16 protein-coding genes and 1 pseudogene are annotated in these 22,290 nt (G+C 68.8%); 6 read left to right on the top strand and 11 right to left on the bottom strand.

All coding sequences use genetic code 11. The features are described from left to right. Positions 1-94: 94 nt before the first annotated feature. Entirely contained in the window at positions 95-361 is a 267-nt protein-coding gene (locus tag ACFZDJ_RS44775; protein ID WP_391068042.1) for a hypothetical protein, read from the bottom strand. A gap of 232 nt (positions 362-593) precedes the next feature. On the opposite strand from ACFZDJ_RS44775, the gene ACFZDJ_RS44770 reads away from it, so the two are divergent. Further along, positions 594-1,814 (top strand): metallophosphoesterase, encoded by a 1,221-nt coding sequence (locus ACFZDJ_RS44770; RefSeq protein ID WP_391068039.1) that lies wholly within the window; start codon positions 594-596, stop codon positions 1,812-1,814. An 896-nt stretch (positions 1,815-2,710) separates the two neighbouring features. Further along, on the top strand, positions 2,711-6,982 hold the full coding sequence (locus tag ACFZDJ_RS44765; RefSeq protein WP_391068037.1) for a discoidin domain-containing protein: 4,272 nt from the start codon (positions 2,711-2,713) through the stop codon (positions 6,980-6,982). Positions 6,983-7,299: 317 nt separating this feature from the next. On the opposite strand, the gene ACFZDJ_RS44760 is transcribed toward ACFZDJ_RS44765, so the two are convergent. From ACFZDJ_RS44760 to ppgK, 8 genes and pseudogenes are all read right to left on the bottom strand, one after another. Further along, a complete protein-coding gene (locus tag ACFZDJ_RS44760; RefSeq protein ID WP_391068034.1) occupies positions 7,300-8,661 on the bottom strand; it encodes a beta-1,3-glucanase family protein in 1,362 nt (453 codons plus the stop codon). Between the two features lie 279 nt (positions 8,662-8,940). Further along, a complete protein-coding gene (locus ACFZDJ_RS44755; RefSeq protein ID WP_391068031.1) occupies positions 8,941-9,123 on the bottom strand; it encodes a hypothetical protein in 183 nt (60 codons plus the stop codon). An 889-nt stretch (positions 9,124-10,012) separates the two neighbouring features. Then, complete coding sequence (zwf, locus tag ACFZDJ_RS44750; RefSeq protein WP_391068028.1) at positions 10,013-11,422, bottom strand: glucose-6-phosphate dehydrogenase; 1,410 nt, start codon at positions 11,420-11,422, stop codon at positions 10,013-10,015. Between the two features lie 42 nt (positions 11,423-11,464). Further along, positions 11,465-12,166: a 6-phosphogluconolactonase gene (gene pgl, locus ACFZDJ_RS44745; protein ID WP_391068025.1), complete on the bottom strand. Its 702-nt coding sequence runs from the start codon at positions 12,164-12,166 to the stop codon at positions 11,465-11,467. 5 nt (positions 12,167-12,171) lie between these two features. Then, entirely contained in the window at positions 12,172-13,203 is a 1,032-nt protein-coding gene (gnd, locus tag ACFZDJ_RS44740) for a phosphogluconate dehydrogenase (NAD(+)-dependent, decarboxylating) (RefSeq protein WP_391068022.1), read from the bottom strand. Between the two features lie 71 nt (positions 13,204-13,274). Beyond that, the gene (locus ACFZDJ_RS44735; protein ID WP_391068143.1) at positions 13,275-13,481 is read right to left on the bottom strand and encodes a hypothetical protein; all 207 of its coding nucleotides are present in this window, start codon (positions 13,479-13,481) and stop codon (positions 13,275-13,277) included. A gap of 46 nt (positions 13,482-13,527) precedes the next feature. Next, positions 13,528-14,133, bottom strand: a pseudogene (locus tag ACFZDJ_RS44730) (transaldolase family protein); the annotation flags it as partial. 50 nt (positions 14,134-14,183) lie between these two features. After that, on the bottom strand, positions 14,184-14,957 hold the full coding sequence (gene ppgK / locus ACFZDJ_RS44725) for a polyphosphate--glucose phosphotransferase (RefSeq protein WP_391068019.1): 774 nt from the start codon (positions 14,955-14,957) through the stop codon (positions 14,184-14,186). A gap of 364 nt (positions 14,958-15,321) precedes the next feature. On the opposite strand from ppgK, the gene ACFZDJ_RS44720 reads away from it, so the two are divergent. Continuing rightward, positions 15,322-16,125 (top strand): Cof-type HAD-IIB family hydrolase, encoded by an 804-nt coding sequence (locus tag ACFZDJ_RS44720; RefSeq protein WP_390933161.1) that lies wholly within the window; start codon positions 15,322-15,324, stop codon positions 16,123-16,125. A gap of 813 nt (positions 16,126-16,938) precedes the next feature. Then, positions 16,939-18,144 carry a beta-1,3-glucanase family protein gene (locus ACFZDJ_RS44715; RefSeq protein ID WP_390933162.1) on the top strand — a complete coding sequence of 402 codons (1,206 nt, stop codon included), beginning with the start codon at positions 16,939-16,941 and terminating at the stop codon, positions 18,142-18,144. A gap of 14 nt (positions 18,145-18,158) precedes the next feature. On the opposite strand, the gene ACFZDJ_RS44710 is transcribed toward ACFZDJ_RS44715, so the two are convergent. Continuing rightward, positions 18,159-18,824, bottom strand: coding sequence for a TetR/AcrR family transcriptional regulator (locus ACFZDJ_RS44710; protein WP_385369701.1), 666 nt, complete (start codon positions 18,822-18,824; stop codon positions 18,159-18,161). A gap of 128 nt (positions 18,825-18,952) precedes the next feature. Between ACFZDJ_RS44710 and ACFZDJ_RS44705 the strand changes: the two genes are divergently transcribed. Further along, positions 18,953-19,516: an NAD(P)H-dependent oxidoreductase gene (locus ACFZDJ_RS44705; RefSeq protein WP_390933164.1), complete on the top strand. Its 564-nt coding sequence runs from the start codon at positions 18,953-18,955 to the stop codon at positions 19,514-19,516. A gap of 134 nt (positions 19,517-19,650) precedes the next feature. Further along, positions 19,651-20,328 carry an AIM24 family protein gene (locus ACFZDJ_RS44700; RefSeq protein WP_168505574.1) on the top strand — a complete coding sequence of 226 codons (678 nt, stop codon included), beginning with the start codon at positions 19,651-19,653 and terminating at the stop codon, positions 20,326-20,328. Positions 20,329-20,392: 64 nt separating this feature from the next. Here the strand turns inward: ACFZDJ_RS44700 and ACFZDJ_RS44695 are convergent, their stop codons facing one another. Beyond that, positions 20,393-22,168, bottom strand: coding sequence for a M4 family metallopeptidase (locus ACFZDJ_RS44695; protein ID WP_391068016.1), 1,776 nt, complete (start codon positions 22,166-22,168; stop codon positions 20,393-20,395). Positions 22,169-22,290: the final 122 nt, after the last annotated feature.

The raw sequence follows: 22,290 nt of genomic DNA, 5'->3' as shown, positions 1-22,290 counted from the left end.
AGGTCTGGGCTACCGCGTCGGCGTGGGGCGTCAGGGTCAGCTGCCCGATGTGGGTTTCGATGGCGCTCGCTTCGATCGGGAACGGCCGGTCGAACTACCAGAAGATCTCCGTCACATCGCGTTCCTGGGTCTCGAACAGGGACCCGGTCCGCAGGGCGAGCTTGGGTACTGCGCTCACGCGCGTACGGCCGTCGAGGGCCGCTGCGGCGGCGTACTGTCGGCCGGTCAGGGGCTCGGGAGAGGGCAGGTTCCACGCCCGTCCCCATGACGCCTCGCTGTCGGCCGGCATCACGAGTGCCCACGCGAGATCCGGCAGGTAGTGCAGGGCGTGCGGTTGGTCGAGCCTGCCCGGCCAGAACATGCGCCTCCCGGTGACCGCCCGCGCGAACAGGGTGTTCCCGGGGACCGAGATCAGCCCCCGGGGGCCGGGGCCGTAGTAGTCGGCACCCCGGCCGCCGCAGCGGAGTCTTGCCGCCCGGCAAAGACCCCTTCACTGCATGAGGCTGCCCACCATGAACACCCCGTCCTACCGGCCCGAAGACGGCCGGATACAGTGCGCGCGACGGCAGCCCGGTTGCTTGAGGAGGGGAAGCGTGACCGACACCAGCGAAACCCGATCCGCCGACAGTGCAGCGCACGAGACCCAGCGGAGCCGACTGCACCGCCTGATGCGCTACCTCCCCCTGATCGCCCCCGTCCTGCTGTGGACCGTGCCCTGCTGGCTGCTGCTGTACGCCGGCCAGCACTGGCCGCTCCCTGTCACTCTGGCCGGCACCGCCCTGTTCGCCCTCGGCCTGATCGGCATGCCGCTCGCGATGGTGCGCGGCCACGGCCGACGGCAGCAGGACTGGGCGGCGATCGTCGGGGACACCCTGCTGGGCACGAGCTGGGTCCTGTTCACCTGGTCCGTTCTGCTCGGCATCCTGCTGCGGCTCGCCCTGACCGTGGCCGGCGTCGGCGACGGCCAGGACCGGGCCCGGATCGTCACCTGGGCGGTCCTCGGCGCAGCCGCCGTGCTGCTCGCCTGGGGGTACACCGAGGCCCGCCGGGTACCACGGGTACGCCGCCTCGACGTACAACTCCCGCGCCTGGGAGCCGGATTGGACGGCACCCGCGTCGTCCTCATCACCGACACCCACTACGGCCCGCTCGACCGCGCCCGCTGGTCGGCGCGGGTCTGCGAGACGGTGAACACTCTGCAGGCCGACCTGGTCTGCCACACCGGAGACATCGCGGACGGCACGGCCGAACGCCGCCGCGCCCAGGCCGCCCCACTCGCTACCGTGCAGGCCACCCGGGCCCGGGTCTACGTCACCGGCAACCACGAGTACTACAGCGAGGCCCAGGGCTGGGTCGACCTCATGGACGAGCTGGGCTGGGAGCCGCTGCGCAACCGCCATCTGCTGCTCGAACGCGGCGGCGACACCCTCGTGGTCGCCGGCGTGGACGACGTCACCGCCGAGTCCTCCGGCCTCGCCGGCCACCGCGCCCACCTCGCCGGAGCCCTGCACGGCGCGGACCCCGACCACCCCGTCCTGCTCCTGGCCCACCAGCCCAAGTTCGTCGACCGGGCGGCAGCCGACGGCGTCGACCTCCAACTCTCCGGCCACACCCACGGCGGCCAGATCTGGCCCTTCCACCACCTGGTCCGCATCGACCAGCCCGCCCTCGCCGGCCTCAGCCGCCACGGCACCCGCACCCTCCTCTACACCAGCCGCGGCACCGGCTTCTGGGGCCCGCCCTTCCGCGTCTTCGCCCCCAGCGAGATCACCCTGCTCGTACTCCGCTCCCCACAGCGGCCCCCCACGCCGTAGCGCTGGGCGGGCCAGCGGTTCCGCCTGGAGATGCTGCCCCTCGGGGGCCTCGCTCCGCTCACGCGACGGAGATCGTGGCGGACGACCGGGTTTCGGAAGTGACCAAGTCCCGTATCACAGCCCTTATGAGCGGGGTCCTGGCTGTAACTGCCCGACCAGGTGGAAGACCTCCCGGGCCGCATAGCGCTAGAGGCAACGGACGATTTCGCGACGGGTCTTACCGTGAACAGGCCGTTCGCGACGTCCGCACGACTCCGCCGCCCGCGTGCACGCGACCGGCGAGCTGATGCTCGAGGTCGCGACGGCTTGCCTGTCCAACACTGGCCGGGCCGACGAAGTCCAGGAACCGGGAACCGGTCGGCAGAGCGCGTGACGAAAAGCGGGGAATGTGTGGAAGCAGCCCTGGAGCACGCTGGGGACGAGGACTCTGCCCCGTCGGTATCTCACCACCTATGACGCATGGATCGCGCAAGAATTTGCGCGCCTTGCGTTCACTTGCGATCTCGGAGCGCAAGCCCGCAACCGCGGCCGAGTCGCGGACCGGACCGTGCGGGCCCGTAAAGCTGGCCCCGACACCTGCCATTTGACCGCTTCAGCGGCTCGGATGTGGCGCCCGCGCCGACATCACTCCTGAGTGATGGGTGCTTCTGGTGAATATTGTGCCGTTCCGGCTGTAGACCCGCTCATGCTGCTCTGCAATATTTCGATGAAACAACGCAAAATACTGCCTCACTGTGCCCTTAGTAGATCTTCTCCGTCAGGTCGGCTTCCGTCGCCTGAACGCACTGCACCCCGCTCCGCACTGATCGTCCTGCACCTTTCTGCACCACTCCGCCAGGAATGAGCCGCCCTCGCCGCCCCACCGGCGCGCGAGCCTCCGCAGGAAGTGACCCCGCATGACTCGACACAAGCAGAGATCCACAAGGCGCCGCGCAGCGATCGCCGCGCTCGGCTCCGCCGTCATGGTTCTGGGCCTGCCCGCCGTCGGCGCACACGCGGCCGGTGGCCCCAACGCCGCTGCGGACGCCGCGACTTCGGCGGGCAGCACCCGTGGCGCACACGCCGCAGCCAACGTCACCGACGGCGACACCGACACCTACTGGCAGGCCGGAAAGAAGTCGGCCCAGTGGGTGCAGACCGACCTCGGGCGGAGCAAACGCGTCCGCCAGGTCGTGCTGCGGCTGCCCGAACACTGGCAGACCCGCAAACAGACGCTGGCGCTCCAGGCAAGCGCCGACGGAAAGAGCTTCGCCACGCTCAAGTCGTCGGCGCAGTACGTCTTCAGCCCCGGCAACGACAACACGGTGAAGGTCTCCTTCCCCGCGACCCTCGCCCGATACGTACGGGCCGACTTCAGCGCCAACTCGGTCGCCGGCACCGCTCAGCTCGCCGAGATGCAGGTCCTCACGACCGCCGCCGCGACCCCCAACCTCGCCCAGGGCAAACCCTTCAGCGAGAGCGGGCACGCCGACGTCTACGGCGCGGCCAACGCTGGTGACGGCAACCGCAACACCTACTGGGAGAGCACGAACAACGCCTTCCCGCAGTGGCTCCAGGTCGACCTCGGCTCATCGGTCAAGATCAACCAGGTGACGTTGCGGCTGCCCAGCGGCTGGCCGAGCCGCAGCCAGACCTTCAAGGTCCAGGGCTCGACCGACAACCAGAACTTCACCGACCTCACGGCCTCGAAGGCGTACACCTTCGACAGCACCAACGACCAGTCGACGACCATCTCCTTGGACACGACCACCACGCGGTACGTGCGCGTGCTGTTCACCGCCAACACCGGCTGGCCCGCCGGGCAGGCGTCCGAGCTGGAGGTCTACGGACCGGCGACCGGCGACACCCAGGCGCCCACGGCGCCGTCCAACCTGAGCTACACCGAGCCGGCCACCGGGCAGATCAGACTGACCTGGAGCGCGGCCACCGACGACACGGCCGTGACCGGCTACGACATCTACGCGAACGGCCAGTTGCGGTCGAGCGTCGCCGGGAACGTCCTGACCTACACCGACACCCAGCCGGCCGGCGGCGACATCACGTACTTCGTGCGGGCCAAGGACGCCGCGGGCAACGTCTCCGCCAACAGCAACAGCGTCATCCGCAAGGGATCGAGCGGCGACACCCAGGCCCCCACCGCGCCCGGAAACCTCGCCTACACGCAGTCCGGCAACGACGTGAAGCTCACCTGGCAGGCGTCGAGCGACAACGTCCAGGTCACCGGCTACGACGTCTACGCCAACGACCAGCTCGTCAAGACCGTGGCGGGCGACGTCACGACGTACACCGACACTCCGTCGGCGGGGGCCACGGTCACCTACTACGTGAAGGCGAAGGACGCCGCCGGGAACGTGTCGATGGCGAGCAACAGCGTCACCCGGACCGGTTCCGGCGCCGGGTCCGATCTCGCCCAGGGCAAGCCCATCGAGGCCTCCTCGTACACCTTCACCTACGTCGCCACGAACGCCAACGACGGCCAGAGCAGCACCTATTGGGAGAGCGCGGGCGGCGCCTACCCGGCCACCCTCACCACCAAGCTGGGTGCCAACGCCGACCTCAGCCAGATCGTCGTCAAGCTCAACCCCGATGCCGCCTGGTCCACGCGCACGCAGAACATCCAGGTGCTCGGCCGCGACCAGGACGCGACGGCGTTCACCAGCCTCGTGGCCGCGAAGGACTACACGTTCAACCCGGCGAGCGGCAACACGGTGACCATCCCGGTCTCCGGCTCCGCCGCCGACATCCAGCTCAAGTTCGCCTCCAACACCGGTGCCCCCGGCGCGCAGGTCGCCGAGTTCCAGGTCATCGGCACCCCGGCCGCCAACCCGGACCTCAAGGTCACCGGCATCACCAACACGCCCGCGGCCCCGGTCGAGTCGGACGCCATCAGCCTGACGGCGACCGTCACCAACAGCGGCAGCAAGCCGTCCAAGGCCACGGACCTGAACTTCACGCTCGGCGGTACCAAGGCCGCCACCACGGACGTCCCGGCCCTCGCGGCCGGCGATTCGACGACGGTCACGGCGAGCATCGGCACCCGGGATGCGGGCAGTTACCCGGTCGGCGCCGAGGTGGACCCGTCGAACAAGGTCATCGAGCAGAACGAGGCGAACAACGTCTTCACCCGCTCCGACACCCTCGTCGTCAAGCCCGTCTCCAGCTCGGACCTGGTCGCCGCTCCGGTCGCCTGGACGCCCTCCAGCGCCTCGGCGGGCGACGATGTCTCGTTCACGGTCGCGATCAAGAACCAGGGGACGGTGGCCTCGGCCTCCGGCGCCCACAACGTCACGCTGACGGTCCAGGACTCCAACGGCGCCACCGTCAAGACGCTCACCGGTTCCTACAGCGGCGCCATCGCGTCCGGCCAGACGACCGCACCGGTCGGCCTCGGCTCCTGGACGGCCGCCAACGGCAAGTACACCGTCAAGACGGTGATCGCCGACGACGCCAACGAACTGCCGGTCAAACGAGCCAACAACACCACCACGCAGGCCCTGTTCGTCGGCCGCGGCGCGGACATGCCGTACGACATGTACGAGGCCGAGGGCGGCACTGTCGGCGGCGGCGCCAAGGTCGTCGGCCCGAACCGCACGATCGGCGACATCGCGGGCGAGGCGAGCGGCCGCAAGGCGGTGACCCTCACCGGGACCGGCCAGTACGTCGAGTGGACCACCCGGGCGGCCACCAACACCCTGGTGACCCGCTTCGAGATCCCGGACGGCACCGACACAACGCTCAATGTCTACGTGGACGGCCAGTTCCTCAAGCCGATCGACCTCACATCGAAGTACGCCTGGCTCTACGGCAACGAGACCTCTCCGGGTAACTCGCCCGGCTCCGGTGCCCCGCGCCACATCTACGACGAGGCGAACCTGCAGCTCGGCAGGACCGTTCCGGCCGGCTCCAAGATCCGGCTCCAGAAGGACGCGGCCAACACCTCCACCTACGCCATCGACTTCATCAACACCGAACAGGCGACGGCCATCCCGAACCCGGACCCGGCCGCCTACACGGTCCCGGCCGGCTTCTCCCACCAGGACGTGCAGAACGCGCTCGACAAGGTCCGCATGGACACCACGGGCAAGCTCGTCGGCGTCTACCTGCCCGCCGGAGACTACGAGACCTCCAGCAAGTTCCAGGTCTACGGCAAGGCGGTCAAGGTCGTCGGAGCCGGGTCGTGGTTCACCCGCTTCCACGCACCCGCCTCGCAGGAGAACACCGACGTGGGCTTCCGGGCCGAGGCAACCGCCAACGGCTCGTCGTTCACCGGCTTCTCCTACTTCGGCAACTACACGTCCCGGATCGACGGTCCGGGCAAGGTGTTCGACTTCTCCAACGTCTCGGGCATCACCATCGACGACATCTGGGTCGAGCACATGGTGTGCCTCTACTGGGGCGCCAACACCGACAGCATGACCATCAAGAACTCCCGCATCCGTGACACGTTCGCCGACGGCATCAACATGACGAACGGTTCCACGGACAACCACGTGGTCAACAACGACGCCCGCGCCACGGGCGACGACAGCTTCGCGCTCTTCTCGGCGATCGACGCGGGCGGCGCCGACGAGAAGAACAACCTCTACGAGAACCTGACGTCGACGCTCACCTGGCGCGCGGCCGGTGTCGCCGTCTACGGCGGCTACAACAACACCTTCCGCAACATCCGGGTCGCCGACACCCTGGTCTACTCCGGCATCACGATCTCCTCGCTGGACTTCGGCTACCCGATGAACGGCTTCGGGACCGATCCGACGACGATCGAGAACGTCTCCCTGGACAGAACGGGCGGCCACTTCTGGGGCTCGCAGGTCTTCCCGGCCATCTGGGCGTTCTCGGCCTCCAAGGTCTTCCAGGGCATCCGGGTCAACGACGTCGACATCGACGACTCCACCTACGGAGGAGTGATGTTCCAGACCAACTACGTCGGCGGCCAGCCGCAGTTCCCGGTGAAAGACACGATCTTCACCGACATCTCCATCACCAACTCCAAGAAGAGTGGGGACGCGTTCGACGCGAAGTCCGGGTTCGGCATCTGGGCCAACGAGCTGCCCGAGCCCGGTCAGGGACCCGCCGTCGGTGTGGCCACTTTCCGCAACTTGCGGATGAGCGGCAACGCGGAGGACATCCGCAACAAGACCACCACCTTCCAGATCAACATCCAGTAGCTCCCGACAGCACCGCATCGAGCGGGGCCGCCCTCACAAGGGCGGCCCCGCTTCGCCATGTCCGTGGCGAGCTGGAGAAGTGCCTGGGTGACGGGATGCCCGTTCAGGCACCGGTCCCGCTGGTTGCGGGCGCCCTCACGCGTAACGACGGCGCGGTCGGCGTCAGGCACGCGACTGACGAGGGCGGGCTCAACTCGTCGTCGGCCGAGGGGACTCGACACATGCGTCGGCCCCTTCCGGACGGTGCGAAGCGTCCGGCCGGAGCCGACTGAGGCCTGATCAGGGCGAGTTGGGTGTGCGGGACTCCTCCGGGCCGCCTACCAGCCGACGGCGACCAGGAGCCACTGCGGGTTGGCGTGGGAGATGAAGGAGGACTGGCCCGCCACATCGTCATAGGGGAAGCCGTAGGCGAGCTGGTTGATGGCGTTGTCGTGCCAGAACTTGGCGTAGTAGTTCGCGGGCGCCGCCTTGTAGAACTGCGCCGGGTCGGACTGCTGCGACGCCGGCAGCGTGGCCACGTGGCGGTTGAGGGCGGCGCACATGTCGGGGTTGGCGGCCAGCGAGGCGGCGCAGCCGAAGATGTCGGAGGTGGCCGCGTTCACGCCGACCGACTGGGCGTACGACGTGAAGTAGTTGGCGTTGACGCCGCCCGCGCGGAAGCTCGGGTCGCTGCCGGGCGCGATGATCCGGTACGGCGCCTGGGTCTGGGCCAGCACCTTGAACTGGGACGGAACCGCGTCGGTGAAGCGCTGGAAGGTGGTGGCGCGGTCCTCCGCGAAGGTCTGCCGGTTCTCGCCGACCTCGACGTCGTAACCGTCCTTGGTGTGCAGGCGCATGGCGAGCTTGAGGCCGAAGGCGTCGACCCGGGTGGTGTTGCCGTTGAAGACGTTGTTGCCGACCGTGAACTCGATGAAGTCGTAGTAGGAGCCGTTGGGTGAGCCCAGGTAGAAGTACATACGGCCGGCGGAGTTGGCCGGCATGTCCAGGTAGGGCTGCTCGGCGATGGAGTGCACCTGCCCGTTGAAGTTCCAGTACACCTGGCTGTCCGGGTACTTGCCGTTGGTGCGGTTGAGGATCTTCACCTCGACGGCGTTGCTGGCCGGGGGTATGTCACTGGTGCTGCCCCAGAAGTCGTCCGGGGGTGTGGTGCTCCCGGGACCGTAGACCTGGAACTCCCACAGCGAGTAGCCGTACGGGGTGGCCCGTGCGGTGCCGTACACCCGCACATAGCGCCCGCTGCCGGTGATGTTGATGTTCTGGGTACCGCCGGTGGAGGTCGTGGTGGAGTAGACGGTGGTCCAACTGTTCGCGTCGGTCGAGGTCTGGATCTGATACCCGGTGGCGTACGCGGCCTCCCAGTTCAGCGAGACCCGGGTGAGCTGCTGCGTGGAACCGAGGTCCACCCGCAGCCACTGCGGATCGGCGAAGGCCGAGGACCATCGGGTGCCGGTGTCGCCGTCGACGGCCGCGCTCGCGGGGAAGGACCCGCTCTCGGTTGAGGACGCGGTGGCGGGCCGTCCTTGGGACAGTAACTGGTCGGCAGCGTGAGCGGGCGAGGGAGTCAGGGCGGCGAAGCAGGCGACTATCAGGATGACGACCAGACCGAGAGCCGTGCGGGAGCGTACGGCACCGGCCGACGGTCTGCCGAGTGTGCCGGATGCGCCGGCGGAAGTCTGCATGGGGGGTCTCCTCAAGCCGGTTCGGCGTGCGGGGGGCAACAGCGGGTGTGAGAGCGCTCTCCCCGGGTTGTAGCCCCACCCCTGCCCGGCGTCAACAACTGAAGCCGAATCCACGGAAGTTGGTCGACGTGGAAGCAGCAAGGGGCCGATGGCTTGGGCAACGCCGCGCGCGCCCCGGCGATCCGTTCAGAATCCGACCACGGGCCTCACCTCGACCCGACCTGTTCCTCCATCACTTGACGTGTCCGGTATGGACCTTCGTGGTCGTCGTGGCCGTGATCAGTCGGCTGCGAGAGCGACGGTCTTCAGCGCGTGGCGCGCTTCGAGGCGCACGACCACGCGCTGCCGTGCCAGTTTGCGGGCGGCGCGCGGCTTGGCCTCGGCCGCGAGCAGGGGGAGCCACAGCAGCCGGCCCCGGAGGCTGACCGTGAACAGGCCGGTGGCGAACAGCAGTTGGTTCACGGCGAAGCCAGGCGAGGCACGTGGTCAGGTCGGCCGAGGTGCGGTGAGCCGGCAGCAGGCGCAGGGGCGCGTCGGCCCTGCGCTGGAGCGGTTCGAACGCTGCCGTTTCCACCGTGCGCACGTCCTCCGGATCGGCGGCACAAGGCCCCCTCTCCGTACCGCGTGCGCGCAGAGCACTCGTGACCTGCTCGCTCGGCCCAAGACAGCGTCCACCCGCTCGCGTTCCGGTGATCCGACGGGCGCGAGTCCGTCGACACGCGCCCGCAGCGAGGCTCGCGCGACAAGCGTGCTCGGCCTCCGCCGCATGTGCCTGCTACGCGACCTCGACATGATCACCTCGCACCTGGACAACCCCGAACGCGACCCCGGCACCCTGCGCTACATGCTCCAGAACCTGGGCCGCCAGGGGACCTCATCGGTGCTGGGCCGCTCCCCCTCCGACTCGGGGGGAGGGATCCTTCTGGATCGGGCGGGTTTCCCAGGCCCGCGGGACTGCGGTATGACCAGCGGGTGTTACCGAGGCGGGAATACACTCGTTCCTCGCTCTGTACGAAGCTGGATCGCGCCTACGATCGCACCTGAAGTGACGGACTCCGGGTCCCGGTCCACCTTCTGGGACTCGCGTTGCCTACACCCGTCGACGCTTGGTGAGCACCTGAACCTCTTCAGCGACTGATCCCGAAGGTTCGGGCGACCAGATCCCAGCCCGGTTCCCCTTCGCCAGCGGCCATGTGGACGACCCGCTTGACCTGGTGACTTTCCTGGAGGTCCCCCGCCCCTGTTGCCCGCCCGGGTGTCCCACTCGCGCGGGCGATATCCGTTGCGGTGCTTGACCCATCATCTCCAGGGGCGCAACCGGGCGGTTCACCGGGAACGGGGCGCGGCTGTGTCAGTCGGGAGAGCTCGCCGGCAGCCATGGTTCGTACCATCGCGGATATCCGGCGACGAGCTTGCTCGCGCCCGCCGGTCCCCAGGTCCCCTGCCGGTAGCGCTCGGGGTCGCCGGGCGCCTCCAGCAGTGGCTGGACGATTCGCCACGTCTCCTCCACCGAGTCCTCCCGGGTGAACAGGCTCGCGTTGCCTTGCATCGCATCGCTGAGCAGGCGCTCGTACGGCTCGGGTGCCTCACCGAGCTCGGCTGCGAAGAGGAGGTCAAGGTCCACCAGTTGCGTGTCCTGCTTGCCCGGCTGCTTGGCCTGGATGCGGAAGTTCACGCCAGGGCTCGGATCGATCCGCAGGATCCACTGGTCGGGCTCGGGCGCGAACCGCTCCGCGAACGCAAGCCGCGGCGGGCGCTTGAACACGATCCGGATCTCGGTCACTCGCTCGGGGAGCGACTTGCCGGCGCGGATGAAGAACGGCACCCCGGACCAGCGCCAGTTCTCGACCTCAAGCCGCAACCCGGCGAAGGTCTCGGTGCGTGAGCGCGGCCGCACGCCGGGAACCTGTAGGTACCCCTCATACTGCCCGCGGACGTAGTGGGCCGGGTCGGCGTCGGGGATCGCCCGGAACACATCAACCCGGCGGTCCCGGAGCGCGTCCGCATCGGCGGCTGATGGCGGCTCGGACGCCATCAGGGCGAGCAGCTGCAGCAGATGGTTCTGCACGACGTCGCGGAGCGCGCCGACCGGGTCGTAGAAGTGGCCGCGGTCCTCGACCCCGAAGTCCTCGGCCATGGTGATCTGCACGCAGGAGATGTGGTCACGGTTCCACACCGGCTCGAACACGGAGTTGGCGAACCGCAGAAACTGGATGTCCATCGCCGGCTCTTTGCCGAGGAAGTGATCGATCCTCAGCAGCTGATCCTCGTCGAGGAGCTGACGCAGCTCGGCGTTGAGGGCGCGCGCCGACGCGAGGTCATGCCCGAATGGTTTCTCCACGACAACCCGGGCGCCCTTGGTCAGCCCGACGCCTGCCAGGCCCTCGACCACCCGGGCAAACAGCGACGGCGGGATCTCCAGATAGAAGACCGGGTGCCGCTTGCCGTTGACCGCCCGGGCGAGGCGATGGAACGTCTCCGGGTCGGCGTAATCGCCCTGCACATAGCCGAGTCGGGCGGCGAGCCGGGCAAAGACGCTGTCGTCCAGCGGCTCGCCGGCTGCCTTGATCGCCGCGCGGGCGTGGTCACGCAGCGCGTCGTCGGACCAGCCGTCGCGCGCCACTCCGACGATCGGGCAGGTCAGCAGCTTGCGCCGCTCAAGCCGATAGAGCGAGCGAAACGTCATCTTGCGCGCGAGGTCGCCAGTGATCCCGAAAATGACCAGCACGTCTGCGGGAACGTTCGACGAGTTCGAAGCCACCTCATCCTCCTTACGGAGCCGGCACGGCAATGGGGTCGGGCATCATGGTCCTGCCGGCGACCGGGCGCCGACGCGAGCAGGACCCCGGCCGGCCGCCGCCGCGTCCGCGAGGACGAGCGACGCCGCCGCCTCGACCCGGCCGGCGGGAATCGACTGGTCTCCCGCGACGAGCCTCGAGAGCGGTTCGCGCTTGTCCGCTCCGGTGATGAGCCAGAGCACCTGCTGGGCGCGAGCGAGCGCAGGATAGGTGAGTGTCATGCGTTGGTGGCCCATGTAGGGCGCCGTCAGGGCCACCGGCCGGTCCGAGACTTCGAGCACCGGGTCCCGTGGCACCAGCGAGGCGGTGTGCCCGTCCGGGCCGAGGCCCAGGTGAACGAGGTCGACACGCTCGGGTAGCGACCGCCCGTAGGCGGCGGCCGCCGCGTCAAGGTCGACGTCGTTCACGGGCATCGCGATGACCTCGGCCGGAGCCGCACCAAGGCTCTCCCGCAGGTGGGTGAGGTTACGGTCCTGGTCACCGTCGGGCGCGACGCGCTCGTCGACCTGGAACACCGCAACGTGCTCCCAGGGGACGTCCTCATGTGCGAGCCGCGCGAACATCGCCCAGGGCGTGTGCCCCCCGCTGACGGCGAACGTGAATCGGCCCTGCGCTTGCACGCAGGCCCGGGCCAGCCGCGCCACGAACACCGCCGCGGTGCCGGCGACCGCATCCGGATCGGCGACGACCTCGAGTTCGTGATGCACAGTCCTCAGCCCTTCTTTTCGGCGTGCCCGCCGAACTCCGAGCGCATCGCCGAGAGGATCTTGTCGGTGAACTCCCCGGCCTCCCTGGACTCGAAGCGCTCGTAGAGCGAGGTGGTGATGACCGGTGCCGGGACGCCTTCGTCCACCGCGGCGAGGACGGTCCAACGGCCTTCCCCGGAGTCGGAGACCCGCCCGGCGAAGCCGTCGAGGGAGGGCGAGCCGGCGAAGGCGTCGGCGATCAGGTCGACCAGCCACGAGCCGACGACCGAGCCGCGCCGCCAGACCTCGGCCACCTCGCCGACGTCGATGTCGTACTGGTAGGCCCAGGGATCGCGCAGCGGCGTCGTCTCCGCGTCGACCTCCTGCCGGCTTTTGCCGGCGTCCGCGCGCTTGATGATGCTCAGGCCCTCGGCGATCGCGGCCATCATCCCGTACTCGACCCCGTTGTGAACCATCTTCACGAAGTGCCCGGCGCCGTTCGGCCCGCAGTGCAGGTACCCGAGCGGGGCGGTGCCGTCGGTCCGGGTCCGGCTCGGCGTCGGCTCGGCGCAGCCCTCGCCGGGAGCGATCGTCTTGAAGATCGGGTCCAGATGGGCCACGACCTCGTCCTCGCCGCCGATCATCAGGCAGTAGCCGCGCTCCAGGCCCCAGACCCCACCGCTGGTCCCGCAGTCGACATAGTGCAGCGACTTGCCGGCAAGACGCTTGGCGCGTGTGATGTCGTCGCGGTAGTAGGAATTGCCGCCGTCGATCAGGATGTCACCGGGCTCCAGCAACGGCTCGAGCTGGTCGAGGATGGAGTCGACGATCGCGGCCGGAAGCATGAGCCATACGGCCCGTGGCTTGTCCAGTTTCGCGACGAAGTCCCGGGGTGAGTCCGCGCCCGTCGCGCCCTCGCCGGCCAGTTCGGCGACGGCGGCCGCGTTGACGTCGGACACGACGCAATGGTGGCCGTCTCGCATCAGCCGACGCACCAGGTTCGCCCCCATCCGGCCGAGCCCGATCATCCCGAGCTGCATGGGCTTGTCTGTCGCCATGTGGCGCCTCCTAGTCCTTGAGCGTGCGGTAGTGCCGCATCAGCGCGTTCGTGGACGAGTCGTGGCCGAGTTCAGGGTCGGTCGCGCTCTCGAGCTCCGGGATGATCGCGACAGCAAGCACCTTGCCGAGCTCGTCGCCTCACTGGTCGAAGGAGTCGATCCCCCAGATCGTCCCCCGGGGTGAACACGCTGTGCTCGTAGAGCGCGACCAGCGAGCCGAGCCGGTACGGGGTGAGCACCTCGCCCAACAGCACGTTCGTCGGGCGGTTGCCCTCCATCACCCGGTCCGGTGCCACGTTCTCCGCCGTCCCCATCGGGCATCGTGTTGACCGTGAGTGGCGCGGCCAGACAGCGGACGTAAAGCGTGTCGGAGGCGGCCGGGTGCTTCGTCCTCGTGCCGGCCCAGAGCAGCCGCCGCATTCGCGTGCCGGCGTTCTCCAGCCGCTGGAAGCGCTGCGAGCCCATCACTTCGCGGCAGGCCCGGTACACGGCGAGGGCGAGGGCGAAGGTGTCGGTCAGGCCGGCTGGTGCGGTGTCCTTGACCGCCACGTCCCAGCGTGGCATGAACACCGACGCGACCGAGCCGACAGCGGGGTCGTGGCCGGCCTGCACACGGCGCTCGACGCCACGCGGGTGGGCGTCAGCCGCGGCCCGGTAGTGGTCTGCCGAGAACGGCAGCGTCACGTTCACCGGAACGCCCGGGGCGATGGCCTCCTCGATCGCCGCCGGCTCCTCGGGCCTCCCGGGGATCTTGATGAAGAGGTTGCGCCGGTCGGCCCTGGCGTGCCGCGCCTTGGCGGCCGCCACCGTTCGCCGCGTGTCGTAGGCGAGCAGCGTCCCCGGATGGCCGGAGTTGGCCGCGTGGATGGCGTCCGTGCACAGAGTGCGGATCGTGTCGACGCAAGGTGTTTCCAGGTCGTTGTTGCTCAACGCGAGCCTCCCTGAAGGTGCTGCCCTGCGCTCATATCGAGCGCGGCAGACTAGGGTTGAGCCTTCCCGGCCGGGGCGAAGAGCGCCGCGCCGACAATGCCCGCATCGTTCAACAGCTGCGCCGGTACGATCTCGGTCCTGAGCTCGATGTACGGCAGGAACTTGTCGGCCTTCTTGCTGACGCCGCCACCGATGACAATCAGGTCGGGCCACAGCAGCCGCTGGACGAGCTCGAGATACGTCTCCAGACGGTGCGCCCATTTCTTCCAGGACAGGTCGTCGTGCTCGCGCACCGACTCCGCGGCCCAGTCCTCGGCATCCTCGTGGTGCAGCGGCAGGTGCCCCAGCTCGCTGTTGGGCACCAGGAACCCGTCGGTGAAGACGGCGCTGCCGATACCGGTGCCGAGCGTCACCATCACGACGACGCCCTTGCGTCCCTTGCCGGCGCCGAAGCGCATCTCGGCGATCCCGGCCGCGTCGGCGTCGTTCACCACCCTCACGTCGCGGCCGGTCGCTCGTGCGAAGAGCCGGGCCGCGTCCGTCTCCATCCAGGCCGGGTCGATATGGGACGTCGTCTGGACTTTGCCGCCCCGGATGACTGTCGGGAGCGTCAGCCCGACCGGTCCTGGGACGCCGATCTGGGAGAGCAGCTGCACGACCACGTCCGCGACTGCCCCCGGGGTCGCCGGATGCGGGGTCGGGATCCGGACCCGCTCACCGATGAGGCTTCCGAGCTCGAGGTCGACCGGCGCTCCCTTGATACCGGTCCCGCCGATGTCGACTCCCAGCACGTGGGCCGTCTTGTCCAGACTTGCCTGCGCCACTGCCCGCTCCCCTCAGGGGCCGGCCCAAAATGTGTTGTGTGAATTTTGGACGTCAGGCCCCGTAAGAGCTTCGCGATATAATCCTTAACACTCACACATATCCCTTATATTCGCCACATCACTCATACAGGGTTATATCGAATCCCAAGGGGTACATCCAAGCATTGCGCGCCCTCAAGGGCGTTGGTCTTCTCCTCTGTCCGAGAGGAACGCGACTGCGACTCGTGCCGGTCGCGACGGTAACCTGCAGCAACTTTCGGAAATCAAGCCGGCTGGCAGCCCGTCCCGCAGGTCCCCACCCGCATCCATGAACCGTTGCCTCTCCCCACCCGGACCGGCCGCGACCAGAGCTTACGGAGGCGTGATGCCAACCCGCCCGATCCGCCTGCTTCTTGCCGACGTCGACGGCACTCTGGTCACGAGCGACAAGGTCCTCACCGACCGCGCCGTCCATGCGGTCCACAAGCTCCACGACGCCGGCGTCCTCTTCGCGGTGACCAGCGGGAGACCGCCCCGCGGCATGTCCATGATCATCGAGCCCCTGGCGCTTGCCACTGAACTCGCCGCCTTCAACGGTGGTCTCATCGTCAACCCGGACATGACCGTTGTCGAGCAGCAGGTCATTCCCGCGGAGGTGGTGGCCCCGGTCGTCGCGCTGATGGAGTCGTTCGGCCTCAGCGTCTGGATCTACCGGGGTGCCGACTGGTACGTCCGCGACGTGAAGGGGCCGCACGTGGATCGCGAGAGCTGGACGGTGCAGTTCGCGCCCACGCTCGTTCCCGGCTTCGACGGGCTCGAGCAGGGCACCGCCAAGGTCGTCGGGGTCAGCGATGACCACCAGGTCGTCGAGGCGGCCGCGGTCGCAGCTCGCGCGCAGTTCGGCGAGCATGTCTCGGCCGCCCGCTCGCAGCCCTACTACCTCGATGTGACCCATCCGCAGGCCAACAAGGGCGGTGTCGTCAAGTACTGGTCCGCCAAGCTCCAGATTTCCCCCGAACAGATCGCCACGATCGGCGACATGCCCAACGACGTACTGATGTTCGCCCACTCGGGACTGTCCATCGCGATGGGCAACGCCAGCCACGAGGTCCAGCGCGCGGCGAGGCGGGTTACAACGAGCAACGAGGAGGAGGGCTTCGCGAACGCGGTCGAGCAGTTCATCCTATGACCCGCCTCACCGCATGCCCGGGCCTGGCCGCCCTCAGCCTGAGACCTGGCCCAAGGAGGAGGACCGTGAGCGTCGAGCATGAGCAGCGTTGAGACGGGCGGCTAGCCTGCCGTCATTCTCCCGACGAAGATTGCCACTTCTGGGCCCGAGCTGCGGGCCGCCGAACCTGCCGACTCTCCGGTACGGCACCGAGAACCAGCTGTCCCCACGCACTGACACAGTTCCGTTTGTCTCACGAGACCTGGCCTGCCTGAGGATCGGCGCAGGCCAAGGCAATCAGCCTTCCCTCCCGCTCGCGCACGCAAGGACAGCTGGACAAGGCCGGACTCAGCGCGTTCACGGACACTGCCGGAGCACCTGACTACTCGTCAGCAGAGTCGGCCAAGGGGCAGCAAGTGTCCGATCAGACCTGGTCACAGAGGCCAAGACTTGCACGTCGCGCTCCGGCCCGAGCCGATCACTCCAGGACGCGACCCTCCCTCTGGGCTGCTCCTACCCAGCCCCTCCGGCCCATCTCCGCTGCCCCACCGGAAACGCCCAACGAAGTTCACGACGCGGGCCGCGCAATCGAGGAACAACTCCCCCGCACTCCCGGCGACATCCATGACCACTTCCGCCGACTACCCGTCGGATCCGCCACGGACATCGGCAGGTGACACCCCCCAGCCCCCAGTTGGACCAGACCAATCCTGTCCGAATCGTTGACATGCACGGCACCCGCCGCAATTCTGAGAGCGCTCTCAACGAGAACCGGACGGCTTCACTCCGCCGGAATCGACCTCGTTGGAATCCCCCCACCCAAGGAGAGAGCGAGTGCCCAGAAGGCTCAGGAGTCTCAAATGGCATGCCCTGGCGGTGGCTGCGGCCACCGCCACCACGGCGCTTCTCACGTTCGGCGCCCCCTCCGACGCGAACGCGGCCGTCCCGACGACGATCCCGCTGAAGTTCACGAACAACTCCGGCCGCAGCGAACCCGTCTACATCTACGACCTCGGAACACTCCTCTCGACGGGCCAGCAGGGCTGGGCCGACGCGAACGGCACGTTCCACGCCTGGCCCGCCGGCGGCAATCCGCCGACGCCCGCGCCCGACGCCTCGATCACGGGACCGGCGAACGGCCAGTCGATGACGATCCGGATGCCCAAGTTCTCCGGCCGGATCTACTTCTCCTACGGCCAGAAGCTCGACTTCCGCCTGACCACCGGCGGTCTGGTGCAGCCGGCCGTGCAGAACCCGAGCGACCCCAACCGCAACATCCTCTTCAACTGGTCCGAGTACACGCTCAACGACTCCGGGCTGTGGATCAACAGCACCCAGGTCGACATGTTCTCGGCCCCGTACGCCGTCGGGGTCCAGCTCGCCGACGGCAGTACCAAGAACACCGGCCACCTCAAAACGGGCGGCTACACCGGGTTCTTCAACGCCCTGCGCGGTCAGCCGGGCGGCTGGGCCAATCTGATCCAGACCCGGTCCGACGGCACCGTCCTGCGGGCGCTGGCTCCCGGTCACGGCATCGAGGCGGGCGCGCTGCCGGGCACCGTCATGGACGACTACGTCAACCGCGTGTGGCAGAAGTACAGTTCGTCGACGCTGACGGTGACGCCGTTCACCGATCAGCCGAACACGAAGTACTTCGGGCGGGTCTCCGGTGACGTCATGAACTTCACCAACAGCGCCGGAGCGGTCGTCACCAGCTTCCAGAAGCCCGACTCGGACAGCATCTTCGGTTGCTACAAGCGGCTGGACGCCCCCAACGACCTGGTACGCGGCCCCATTTCACGGACCCTGTGCGCGGGCTTCAACCGCTCCACGCTTCTCACCAACCCCAACCAGCCGGACACGAGCTCGGCGAGCTTCTACCAGGACACGGTGACCAACCAGTACGCCCGCAAGATCCACGCGCAGATGGCCGACGGCAAGGCCTACGCGTTCGCCTTCGACGACGTCGGCAACTACGAGTCCCTCGTCCACGACGGCAACCCCCAACAGGCGTACGTCACGCTGGACCCGTTCAACTGACCGATACCGAAAGGCTAGGCCCTGTCGGACACCGGGCAGGTGGTCCGCTTCACGAGGTCGTGCCAGCCGGACTCCAGGCGTTCGAGGGGCATCCCGCACTGTCGCGTCAGGTGATGGATCAGGGCGGGTTCCAGGTAGCCCATGAGGGTCTGGGCCAGGAGAACGCTGTCCGCGCCGGGCACGGCCTCGCGCAGGAGCATGGCGACATGCGTGAAGCGGACACGGTACGGGGCGGAGCTGAAGCGGCGGGAGGCGTCCGGCTCGGCGGCGATGTACAGGTCGAGCCGGTCGTGGATCTCGCGCAGGACCCGGCAGCCGAAGGCGTGCAGGCGGTCCGCCGGTGACGCGCCGGGGCCGAGAGGTGGCGGACCGCTGAGGAAGGCGGCCTGGAACTGCTGCTCGGTGTGGTCGAGCAGGGCCATCAGCAGGCCGGTGCGGTCACCGAAGCGCCGGAAGACGGTTCCCTTGCCCACCGAGGCCGCGACGGCGACGGCCTCCATCGTGACGTTGGCGACCCCGTGCTCCTCCACCAGGCGGGTGGCGGCCTCCAGCAGTCGCGCGCGGTTGCGCGCGGCATCGGCGCGGAGCTGCGGCGCGGCAGGCCCGACGGTCAGCTCCAGCGGGACCGGGGCTCCCGAGGGTTCCTGCCCTCTCGGGAAGGGCGGAAGTGGGGTGGACATGAACACAGCGTAACGGCAGACGGGGACAACTGGACCCTGGTCCGTTTAGCTGCTACAACATTAAACAGACCAGCAAGCGGACCTCGGTCCGCTTTATTGCCGCAATGTTTCGTCCCCGGGAGTTCCCCATGTCCGTACGCATCCTCGCGCTCGTCGGCAGCCTTCGCGCCGGCTCCCACAACCGCCAGCTCGCGGAGGCGGCCGTCAAGCTCGCCCCCGAGGGCGCGGAGATCGAGCTGTACGAGGGACTCGCCGAGGTCCCGTTCTACAACGAGGACCTCGACGTCGAGGGCAAGGTGCCGGCCGCCGCCACCGCCCTTCGTGAGGCCGCGGGCCGCTCCGACGCCTTCCTGCTCTTCTCGCCGGAGTACAACGGTACGATCACCGCCGTCCTGAAGAACGCCATCGACTGGCTGTCGCGTCCGTACGGCGCCAGCGCCTTCACCGGCAAGCCCGCCGCCGTGGTCGGCACCGCGTACGGTCAGTTCGGTGGCGTCTGGGCCCAGGACGAGGCCCGCAAGGCCCTCGGGATCGCGGGTGCCGCCGTCCTGGAGGACCTCAAGCTCTCCGTTCCCGGTTCCGTGGTCCGCTTCGCCGAGACCCACCCGGTCGACGACGCCGAGGTCGCCGCCCAGCTCACCGAGGTCGTCGCCCGCCTGCACAGCCAGGTCGGCACCGCCAGCGCCTCCTGACGACTCCCCCCAGGGCCGGTCCGGTGCGCCGGACCGGCCCTTCGCGCGTTCCCGGCAGCCGCCAAACCGCCCCCAACGGGCCGCGAATGTCAGCGATCTTGGCGGAACCAAACCCTCCGGGCCAAGATGCCCGCATGAAGGGTGATCTCTTTTCCAGTGACCACATGGTGCAGCCCGCCGTCACGCCGGGCATGACCATCCAGAACGCCAAGTCGATCAAGTACGCCGTCAACGGCGACATGCTCGCGCGCCAGGGGGCGATGATCGCCTACCGGGGGAATCTGCAGTTCGAGCGCAAGGGCCAGGGCGTGGGCGGCATGCTCAAGCGGGCGGTCACCGGTGAGGGACTGCCGCTGATGACGGTACGCGGGCAGGGCGAGGCCTGGTTCGCGCACGAGGCGCAGAACTGTTTCATCATCGACATCGAGCCGGGCGACCTGTTCACCGTGAACGGGCGCAACGTCCTGTGCTTCGACTCCACGCTGTCGTACGAGATAAAGACCGTGAAGGGCGCGGGCGTCACCGGCGGCGGCATCTTCAACAGCGTCTTCAGCGGTCACGGCAGACTGGGGCTGATCTGCGAGGGCAACCCGCTGGTGATACCCGTCTCACCGCAGCAGCCGGTGTACGTCGACACGGACGCGGTCGTCGGCTGGACCGCGCAGCTCCACACCTCGCTGCACCGCTCGCAGTCGATCGGGTCGATGATCCGCGGCGGCTCGGGCGAGGCCGTACAGCTGAAGCTGGAGGGCGACGGCGTGGTCGTCGTACGGCCGAGTGAGGCGACTCCGCAGAAGGCACAGCAGCACTGACGCCGGGAGAACGGCCGAAAGGGGCCCCGCCGCCGGGCGGGGCCCCTTCTTCTTGTCCCGTCCGTCAGCGCCCTGCGGCCGGGGTGTCGGCGGTGGTGACATTGACGGCGGCCCACGCCGCGTCCACCGCCTGGTACTCGGCGCTGGTCGCCCCGTACATGTCGGCGGCGGCCTCGAGGGTCGCGGTCCGCGCGTCGTGGAAGTCGGTCGTGGAGACCATGTAGCGGGTCAGCGCGCGGTAGAAGATCGCGGTCGCCTTGGCACGTCCGATGCCGGTCACCCGCGAGCCGTCGTACGTCGGCGAGTCGTACTTCACACCGCCGATCGTCTTGCGGCCACTGCCCTCGGCGAGCAGGTAGTACGCGTGCGAGGAGACGCCGGAGCCGGCGTGCACCTCGGTGTCGTACGCCGCGGGCGACCAGTAGTCGATGGTGCCCTCCAGCTTGTCCAGGGAGGGGTGGTCGAGGCGGCGCAGGAACTTCTGGGCGAGGCCCAGCTTCTCGCCCATGAGGTAGTTGGGCGGGTTCTTCGGGTTGTTGGCGGAGAACTCGACGTTGGACCCGAAGATGTCGGCGAGTGACTCGTTGAGTGCGCCCGGCTCGCCGTACTGGTTGCCGCGCGCGTCCACCCGGGTGGGTTCGAGGGCCGCGGTGGCGTCGACGACGCCGTGGGTCAGCTCATGGCCGGTGACGTCCAGCACGACCAGCGGCTTCTTGAACATCTCACCGTCACCGTCGCCGTAGAGCATGCAGCCGCACGTCGAGTCCCAGAAGGCGTTGCCGACCTTGCGGCCGAAGTGGACCATCGCGCGGGCGCCGGTGCTGTTGTTCTTGATGCCCTTGCGGCCGAAGGTCTTCTTGTAGAAGTCCAGCGTCTGGGTGATGCCGTACTGGGCGTCGACCGCGGTGGTGGTCCGGTTGGCGGTGGTGCCGGTGCCCCACTTGTTGGTGGTGCTGGTGAACTTCGTGCCGCGCGAGAAGGCTTCCAGTTCCGCGCCCTTGGCGTCCCGGGTCTCGGTGTTCCACCGGGTGGGGTCTTTGAGGAGGAAGCTGGTGCGGGCGGTCTGCGTGGTGGTCAGCGTCACCTTGCCGGCGAACAGGGAGGTGCCGCTGCCGGTGGCCTTGACCGGGTAGCGGGCGGCCGCCGTCGCGCCGAGGAGGCCGGCCGGCTGGGTGGCCACGCCCGTCACCGGGCTCGCCGTCTCGCCCTTCTCGCGCAGCGTCTTCTCCAGGTGCGGCGAGATGAACTCGTCGCTGTCGGGAGTGTTGCTGCGGATCCGGCCGCTCTGCGCGTCCACGACGACCGTGCGGGAGCCGCCGGCCTCGGTGGTGTCGCTGTCCGTCACGCGCACCTGGTAGGCGAGGGCGGCGGCGCCGTCGCGGGCGTCGACGACGAGTGCGGCGCTGCCCGCGTCGCCCTGGGCGACCGCGGCGGCCTTCTGCTCGGCCTGCCGGGGCGTCAGCTTCGCCTCGGTCGTGGCCGGCTTGACGGCGTGGTCGGCGGCCCGGGTCACGCCCAGGTAGGCGGACTGCTTGCCGAGGTGGATGACCAGGTCGCCGCCGAGCACCGGGAGCCCTTGGTGGCTGCGGACGAAGCGGACGTGCTGCTTGCCGTCCGGGTCGGTCATGACGTCCGTGGCCCGCAGGGTGTCACCCGGGCCGACACCGGTGGCCGGGGCGTGGGCGAACGCGGCGACCCGTGCGGCCTCCACCGGCGAGGAGGCCGAAGTCGCGGTGCGGGCGGGCGAGTCGGGCGCCGCGAAGGCGGGGCCCATCGGAAGCGTGGCCGCCGTCGTCACCGCGACGGCGATCGCCACGCGGCGTATGTGGGGTCTACGCACTGAGTTCCTTCGAACGGGGGCGGCCGGCGTCGCCAACCGCCCTGGGGCACGGCGTCGTTGAACGCCGTGGGAGCTGTCGGGCCCTCCCGACAGATGCGACGAGCGGGGCGATGGTTGCCCGA

It is taken from the genome of Streptomyces sp. NPDC007896, assembly GCF_042959425.1.
Classification (GTDB): Bacteria; Actinomycetota; Actinomycetes; order Streptomycetales; family Streptomycetaceae; genus Streptomyces.
The sequence above is the reverse complement of the archived record's forward strand: the minus strand, read 5'-3'. Positions and strand labels throughout refer to the sequence as shown.